Source organism: Dysgonomonas sp. 520 (assembly GCF_010501095.1).
In the GTDB taxonomy this organism is placed as follows: Bacteria; Bacteroidota; Bacteroidia; order Bacteroidales; family Dysgonomonadaceae; genus QVMP01.
In genome coordinates, this window is record NZ_QVMP01000023.1 from 1 (window position 1) to 8,490 (window position 8,490).

7 protein-coding genes are annotated in these 8,490 nt (G+C 37.8%); 3 read left to right on the forward strand and 4 right to left on the reverse strand.

The features are described 5' to 3' along the window. Positions 1-75 precede the first annotated feature (75 nt). Together D0T56_RS12860 and D0T56_RS12865 are read left to right on the forward strand one after the other, a co-directional pair. Positions 76-2,181 carry a VWA domain-containing protein gene (locus D0T56_RS12860; protein WP_163320566.1) on the forward strand — a complete coding sequence of 702 codons (2,106 nt, stop codon included), beginning with the start codon at positions 76-78 and terminating at the stop codon, positions 2,179-2,181. Positions 2,182-2,198: 17 nt separating this feature from the next. Continuing rightward, positions 2,199-2,534: a carboxypeptidase-like regulatory domain-containing protein gene (locus D0T56_RS12865; protein ID WP_163320567.1), complete on the forward strand. Its 336-nt coding sequence runs from the start codon at positions 2,199-2,201 to the stop codon at positions 2,532-2,534. A gap of 44 nt (positions 2,535-2,578) precedes the next feature. Here D0T56_RS12865 and D0T56_RS12870 read toward each other — a convergent pair whose 3' ends face one another. Beyond that, positions 2,579-3,709, reverse strand: a complete 1,131-nt coding sequence (locus D0T56_RS12870; protein ID WP_163320568.1) for a tail fiber domain-containing protein — start codon at positions 3,707-3,709, stop codon at positions 2,579-2,581. A gap of 361 nt (positions 3,710-4,070) precedes the next feature. Here D0T56_RS12870 and D0T56_RS12875 point away from each other — a divergent pair, with 361 nt between their 5' ends. Beyond that, on the forward strand, positions 4,071-4,886 hold the full coding sequence (locus D0T56_RS12875; protein WP_163320569.1) for a helix-turn-helix domain-containing protein: 816 nt from the start codon (positions 4,071-4,073) through the stop codon (positions 4,884-4,886). A 176-nt stretch (positions 4,887-5,062) separates the two neighbouring features. Here D0T56_RS12875 and D0T56_RS12880 read toward each other — a convergent pair whose 3' ends face one another. Genes D0T56_RS12880 through D0T56_RS12890 form a run of 3 tightly spaced genes read right to left on the reverse strand, consistent with a single transcriptional unit; the run spans position 5,063 to position 8,175 of the window. After that, complete coding sequence (locus D0T56_RS12880; RefSeq protein ID WP_163320570.1) at positions 5,063-6,793, reverse strand: cell wall metabolism sensor histidine kinase WalK; 1,731 nt, start codon at positions 6,791-6,793, stop codon at positions 5,063-5,065. A gap of 19 nt (positions 6,794-6,812) precedes the next feature. Continuing rightward, positions 6,813-7,511: a response regulator transcription factor gene (locus D0T56_RS12885; RefSeq protein ID WP_163320571.1), complete on the reverse strand. Its 699-nt coding sequence runs from the start codon at positions 7,509-7,511 to the stop codon at positions 6,813-6,815. Then, positions 7,498-8,175: a PhoU domain-containing protein gene (locus D0T56_RS12890; RefSeq protein WP_163320572.1), complete on the reverse strand. Its 678-nt coding sequence runs from the start codon at positions 8,173-8,175 to the stop codon at positions 7,498-7,500. The genes D0T56_RS12885 and D0T56_RS12890 overlap by 14 nt, the downstream gene beginning before the upstream one ends. Between the last annotated feature and the right edge of the window lie 315 nt (positions 8,176-8,490).

The window sequence follows — 8,490 nt, forward strand, 5'->3', positions numbered from 1 at the left end:
ATCTGGGCATATACATTCGATAAATTATACAAACTATAAATAGCAACTTGAATTAATTAAATAAATTGAAAGAGTATGAAAGCTAAAAGTTTTATTACAACAATCCTCATATTGTTCTTTTCCTTTGCTGTTTATGCACAAGAAATAACCGTAAGAGGAACTGTAATTCAGGCAGACGATAAAGAATCGGCAATAGGGGCAACTGTTACCAAAAAGGGCACCACAATCAAGGCAACGACCGACTTTGATGGAAAATATAGTATAAAAGCCTCGAAGGGTGATACCCTTGTCTTCACTTATCTTGGATATGAGACACTGGAAGCAGAGGTGAAAAGTGACACCTTAAATATCAAATTGGCAATAGATGATCGTATATTTGAGGATTGCCTGTTTATAGGCAAGCCCAGAATAAGATATAACAAAATTAAAGCTGTTGATTGTAAGGTTAGAAATGAAGACCTGCATTTAAAGACTCCTTCTAAAAATACAGAGCAAACTCTTGATGGAAAGCTAGCCGAAGTAAATGTAAATTCGAAAGGCGAAGCAAATTCAAATATCCGGATACGGGGAACCGGTTCCGCTTCAAGCGGCAATACACCAATGTATGTAGTTGATGGCGTTCCCATGTCCGATATTTCGCATATTTCCGCATCCGATATTTCGTCTGTAAGTGTATTGAAAGATGCAGCTTCGACAGCCATTTACGGCTCACGGGCAGCAAACGGCGTAGTTATTATTAACAGTAACGCCCATAGTTCTGGCAATGAAGAGTATAGTGCAAAATCTGAAAATAAATTTATCACAGCTTCGCAAGAGCCTCTCTCTACATTTTCGGTAGATGTTGATGTAGCTTCTTATTCCAATTTCAGAAGATACATCAATCAAGGAAAGTTGCCTCATGAAGATGCTATACGGGTAGAAGAATTTATAAACTATTTCTCGTATGATTATGGAAAACCGACAGGAAAAGACCCTGTGAAAATAACAACAGAAGTTGGTGAATGTCCGTGGAATACAGACCATCGTTTGGTTCGTATCGGACTGAAAGCGAAAGAAATAGCGGACAGGAATTTGCCTCCTACAAATTTTGTATTTCTCATTGATGTATCGGGTTCAATGTATGGAGCAACACGTTTGGATTTGGTAAAATCATCTATGAAACTTTTAGTCAACAATCTTCGCGAACAAGACCGGGTTGCCATCGTTACATACGCTGGCAGTGCAGGCGTGAAACTTCCCTCAACTTCGGGAGCTGACAAACAGAAAATCAGGGAAACTTTGGATGATTTAAGTGCGAGTGGTTCCACCGCCGGCGGTGCAGGTATAAAGTTGGCATACGAAATTGCAAAGAAAAATTTTATAGAGAAAGGTAATAACCGCATAATCCTTTGCTCTGACGGCGATTTCAACGTGGGTGTATCATCGAACGAAGGACTGGAAGATTTGATCAGCCGTGAACGTAAAAGCGGAATATTTTTATCTGTTTTAGGTTATGGAATGGGTAATTATAAGGACAGTAAAATGCAAATTCTGGCAGAAAAAGGAAACGGAAACGCCGCCTATATAGACAATTTGCAGGAAGCAAATAAAGTTTTGGTAAATGAATTCGGAGCAACTATGCACACTGTGGCTAAAGATGTTAAGTTGCAGGTCGAATTTAATCCGGCTAAGGTAAAGGCGTATCGCTTGGTAGGATACGAAAATCGTTTGCTCAACAAAGAAGATTTCAACAACGATGCTAAAGATGCCGGAGAAATGGGGGCGGGACACACTGTAACTGCTTTTTATGAAGTTGTGCCTGTTGGAGTAGAGAGCAATCTGACTCCCGATGTTGATGAGCTAAAGTATCAAAAAACAGAAGAAAAAAAGAAAGTTGCCTATACAAATTCACCCGAACTATTAACGGTGAAATTGAGATATAAACAACCCGACGGAGAGAAAAGTAAGAAAATTGAATTATCTTTGGAGGATAAAGGAAGAAATGAGGTATCTGCGGATTTCAGATTTGCATCGGCCGTAACGATGTTCGCTCAATTGATAAGAAACTCCAATTATAAAGGAGGTGCTACTTACAATAAGGTTATAGATTTAGCCAAATCGGCCTATGGCGACGATTCTCAAGGATACAGGCACGAATTTGTGAGATTAGTAGAAACTACAAAAGGATTAGATAACAAATAAAAGAAAGGGTAAAGAAAATGAGATCGAAAATAGGAATAATAATGATATTGGCTTGTATTGGTTCATTTCTATTATACAATTATGCCAGCAAATCGAGCAAAATGAAAGATGAGTTAGCTAGTAAGCCGGACTATCTGGAAGGGTTTGTATTTGACAAAGTAACCGAGCAGCCGATAAAAGATGTTGAAATTGCTATCAAAGAATATAATCCTAAAGTGTCGACAGACGATCAAGGTCATTTTTACATTGATGCAAAAGAAACTGATGAGCTGGTTTTCAGAAAAAGTGGATATGCTCCGCTAATGGTGAGTGCTAAAGAAATCGAGAAAGTATATATGTTCCCTAACGAATAAAGTAAAAGTCAAGGCAACTGCCTTGACTTTTAAACTTTTATATATTATCGTTTCTCCAACATTTTCAGCCTGTCTTCCAGTTTTTCAATAATTGTCTGTTGCTCCTGAATGGCTTTCGTCAAAATCGGAATCAACTCTATGTAATTCAAGGAATATGCAGCATTGTTCTCATCTTCTGGCTTAGCCACTGCCGAGGGTATTACACTTTCCACATCCTGAGCAATAAAGCCTATATGATGCTGAGGCTCAGAACTATCCCCAATAACTACCCCGCCATTCTCGAACCTGTAATCCGTGTGCATATCGTATTCAACAGGGCGCAGCCTCATTACGGAAGAAAGGCCGGAGCTGATATCTTCTATATTCGTCTTGATGCGACGGTCGGAGTTTTGGGTGAGAGTACCTCTAAGCCATACATTTCCTCCTGTTTCTGCCCTAAAAGCAGGAATCCAAATTCCGTCGTCCTTAGCTGACCCAACAACTAAAGCATCCGTTGTATTCGCATTATCTCCGATATTCATATGTAATTCTGTAGCATCTGGTGCTTCATTATATTTAACCAACCATACCGGATCTGTATTTCCGCCGGTACCCAAAAATATGAGCCTTGTCCCATATCCCAATCGTCCGGAACCGTCATCATCATACATAGCAATGCCCACTGATACATATCCACTATCACTTGCCAAAACTGTGTTATATGTCGTATTAACAGCCCCTGTTACTTTCAACTTATAAGCACTTGAAGTATTTGACCCGATAGCCACATTTCCGATTTGGTAAATGTCCTGAGCGTTACCGGTAGCTTGAGTGGTAGTCCCTTGCACATACCAGGGTTCAGTGGTGGGCATATTGTAAAAGAATGGTTGCCAGATAGAACCATCGAAATAATAATAACCAACAGCAGTTACTTTAATCGTTTTGGCTGTCAGTGTTCCCGATAGGTCTGTTACATAGACTATTGCTCCTCTTTGTGCAGCAGAATACCGGGCATCTTTACTGATAAGTTGTGTCCTTGTCAGATTCGGAGCAATAACCCCTTCGGCTGTTGTACCATCTGTTTTAAGAGGTGTCACATCTACTGTTGCCCTCGGATTCTCCGTATTCACTCCGACCTGTCCGTAAGCGATGGTACAGGTCAAAAGCGTCAATAAGAATAAAAAACTTTTTTTCATAATTTTTAATGTTGTTTGTCGTGTTAGTTTTTCGTCTCCAGTTCGTTTTTGCCTCTTCTTCAAAATTGCTAATCACCTGATTTTGTGCGACTAATATGCTCTGTCACTTTAGCAGTGACAGAGAAGCCTTTTTAAATATGTTACATTGTTGATTATGAGTGAATTAAGTTTTATGAGAAAAGCAAATGTTAAACACCTTGTTAAACATGAGATTATTCACTCCAATAAAATAGCAGATGCAGTTGAAATAAATTGCTGATAACAAACAATTAAACTGAGATGAGAGAATATTCAGATCAAAAATTTTCGTTAAATACTCGTTAAACACGCACTAATTCAAATACTTAAATAACAATACGATATGAATTTTGAAAATAGAGACATAGACACGAACATTATGTTCGTTGATCTGGAAAGAGGAAAACAATGGAGTTCTAAGCAAGAGAATTGCTGCTTCATTTTAATCATCACAGGCAAGCTCAATATCTATCTTGCCGATATTAAGGAAGAGGTTATCCCGGCAAATAATCTATTTTTTTTACCAACAGGATATGGATGCCTGATTAATGCTCTGGAAAAGTCTTCTTTCGTGTCAATCGGCATTAATGATGAAGATTATTTGTATGACAGTTGCAGAATGAAGGAGCTAAAAAACGCAGAACAACAAGGTGTTAGCTATCTGCCTTTCAATAATGTAATGAGCGGATATATTCGTTCGCTCCTGATTTACAGGGGCAAGAATGTAGATTATAATTTTCTGGCTGACATCAAAGCTAAAGAGTTGATTTGCATACTCAAAGCATCATATACAGAGGAACAACTGAACGGATTTTTCAGTACATATATCACTAATGATCTCTATTTCACAGAACAGGTCAGAAAATTAACCAAAAGCGTCCGAAATGTCAGGGAACTGGCTGATCAGATGCATTATAGCTATTCGGGTTTTAATAAGAAATTCAGGAAAGTATTTGGTGTTTCAGCCTATTCGTGGCTCAGACAACGAAGAGCCAACACGGTTTACCACGAAATATACCACACGGACAAGAGCCTGAAGCAAATATCGACCGATAATAAATTCGCAACTCTGTCTCATTTCAATGAGTTTTGTCATAAGATATTGGGTGCTTCGCCCCGACAAATCAGGAGTAAAAGATACAGGAAGCAAAATACATAAGTTTAAGGAATATTACAGGGAGTGAGCGACACATATTTTGCCATAAATTTGCAGTGAACAAAGCCTCTGAAAAACAAAGCTCTGTCACTGCTAAAGTGACAGAGCTTTACTATTATTGATAACGAGAGTACAAATATACGCAATTTTTTTTATTATATACGAATATTGCTCGTATTTCATTTTTTCAGAGTAAATAAAAATTCAAGTCCACCATTCTCTCTGTTTTTGACGAGTATCTTTCCCTTATGAAATAAGACGGCATTTTTAACAATAGAGAGGCCTAATCCCGAACCTCCATTATCCCTCGTACGCCCTTGATCAACACGATAGAACCTTTCAAATAGGCGATTGAGATGTTCTTCCGGAACACCTTTTCCTGTATCGTAATAATTTAGGTACACATATTCTTCGTCATCTAAACTATTACTGATATGAATTTCTATATTTTGTCCGCCATAGTTGATAGTGTTATCCACAAGATTCCGAAAAATGGAATAAATCAGAGTATAGTTGGCGTTTATAGTAAGTTCATGGTCAATATTAGAATAAAATTTTATATAATTTTCCGAAAGCCTATTGCTAACATCAATCCGCACATCATCTATCAATTGCGACAGGTTTACTTTCTCGTATGAAAATTGGGATGAATATTCTTCTACTTTCGATAATAAACTCACATCCTCAATAAGAGTGGATAGACGAATCGTTTGTTGATAAGCTCTTTCTAAGAATTGCTCTTGCTTTTCCTTTGGTAAAACATTTTGAGTTATCGTTTCCAGATAGCCACGAAGACTGGTAACCGGGGTTCTTAATTCGTGAGCAATATTATTGGTCATTTCTTGTTTTAGACGGCGATTTTTTTCAACACGAGTTACATCTTTTATAGATACCTCAAAACTTTTATCTTCATAAATAACTATCTGAATCTGAAATATTTTCCCATTGGATTCAATATTATAGATATAATAATTTTGATCGAGCTGCTTGTTCCGAAGAAAATCCGTAACAGGCTTAAACTCATCCAATTCAAAAACAGAATCAACTTCAAATGTAGGTTTATTGGCGATAAGATTCAGATATTGAATAAAATAAGTGTTTGCATATATTTTTTCAAGGTTGGGTTTGAAAAGTCCTATACCTTCACCAAGGTGATGAAAATGCTGGATAAGTTTCTCTCTTTCCAGTTCGATCTCTTTTTTACCCGCCTCTTTTTGTTTCAGAATAGCAATAAGTTGGTTTCCAATTTCACCTAGTTCGTCATCGGGCAAACTGATTTCTTGCGGCATCGGATTATTATCTCTGATATCGGACGTAAAATTTTTCAGTTTTGTTATCGACTTACTGAATCTTCCTGCTGTTATATTCAACAAAATCAAAACAACAACAAACAATCCTACCACTACATAGATAAACATATTGTCAGCTTTCATCAAACCTTTGGTCTGTATATTGTATGGTAGAGCCACCCGAATAAAATAATCCGGATATGCTTTGGCAAAATACAGATATTCGTGACGGGTAGAGGTTGACATACGAACATTCGTGCCAAAGGGTTGGTATTTAGCTTGTAATATTTCGGGACGGCTCAGATGATTGTCTAGCTTACTTATATCTTTTACGTCTTTGTCGTATAACACTTTCCCTTCGACAGTCACTATTGTAATGCGGATTTCCTTGGGTAGATAAGTAACAATCCGATTGAAGTTAATAGCATTGCTACTATCGTTCGGGTTGTTCTGTTCTATAAAAGTATGGATGAATTCGGCATAACCATCCAACTTGCTTTCCAAGGCCTCGGTTCGGTATTTTTTTTCATCTCTTTGCTCTATGTAAATGATACAAATAGCGAACAATGCAAAAATGATGAAAAATGAACCGAATATCCGTTGTTTATAAGTCAACTTCATTGCATATAAAATTTATGTTTTATTTTATCTCCGGATTGAAACTATACCCATATCCTGTTCTGTTGATGATATAATCGCCATATCGTCCTATTTTTTTTCTCAAGCGAGCAATATGTACATCCACTGTCCTGTCGAGGACTATATTGTCTCCCTCCCATGCTCTTGCCAAAATATCGGAGCGGGAAAACATCTTCCCTGCATTTTTCATCAGAAGCAGCAAGATGTTGTATTCTGTCTTGGTAAGGTCTATAATATTATCATCAAGAGATACGGTTTTGCTATCCGCATCTACACTGAGTGTACCTATTGTTACACTCTGATTTTTACCTTGTTGTGTGTTACATGCCCGTTTCAAAACACTTCTCACACGGGCTATAACTTCTTTTACCGAGAATGGCTTAGATATATAATCATCCCCTCCGATAGAAAACCCCGTGAGCATGTCGTTCTCCGTATCTTTTGCCGTGAGAAATATTATAGGAATATTGTTCCCCGATTTTCGCAACTGATCGGCAAACCTGAAACCTGAAATACCGCCCATCATCACATCCAGAAGGATGAGTTGATGTTGTTTCGATAATTTAGAGGCAGCCTCTTCCGCCGATTCTGCCGTATCTATGCGATAACCCTCATTTTCGAGGTTAAACTGCAGTATGTCGCGAATATCAACTTCATCATCAACAACGAGTATGGCTATGTTCCTGTTATTTATTTCCATGACGTATGTCTTTTCCTTCGGTCAAATATACGGTAGCTTCCGCAATGTTAGTGGCACTATCTCCCACACGTTCAAGGTTGTAAGAAATAGCATTGATGTTCATTATGTTCCTTACATCTTCTTTCGATAACTTCTTCTCAGCAAAAGCCTCTTGTAAAGATAAACTTATTTTGTGGAAAATCTCGTCTACTTTGTCATCTTCTTCAATCACCTGATACGCGATTTTACTGTCCTCGTTGGAAAAAGAAAATATCGCATTACGAAGCATCTCACTCACATATTGAAGCATTTTGTGCAGAAGTTTATTCTCTTCGGCAAACTGAGGTAGATTTATATTCGTTTTCTTTGAAAAATGAATTATGTTCAGTAATGTATCACCAACCCTTTCTAGATTGTTTGTTATATCCTGATAGGTGATAATCTTTCTCAGGTCTGCGGCTTTGGGGTTGAATTGAAAAATAGCGAAAACCACCTCTTCCCTCACTTTTACTTCCAACCTGTCCATTATCACTTCGTTGGCCTCGGCTTCTTCATACAACGATTCTATGGAGTTGTCTTCCAGCAATTTTGTTGTTATATGAAGTTGGGTAAGAGCCGTTTTCGAGATCAACTCAAAATCATTCAGCAAGAGTTGAAGTTGTTTCAATTTTATATTTGTTGTCATATTTTTAAGTTTTAAGTTATTTAAGTTTTAAATGTTAGGCTTCTTATAGCTTATGCGAATCAGGAGTTAAAATAGGTTCTTTTTTATTCGATATTTTTTACTGTCGCGTCTCTTGCAGAGACTTGCTTTCTCAACTTTTTGGTGTCAAAAAGTTGCAAAAAACAGTGCTTCGCTCCTCGCCGACCTGACAAAGCGATTCGTTGACTAAACTAAATAAACTCGCTACGCTCAGACAGATATTTAGTTTTGCGCCAACTTTATCGGTCAGGTCACCCGGCTGCGTCACTAATGCACGTCACGCTTACGCCCAATTTT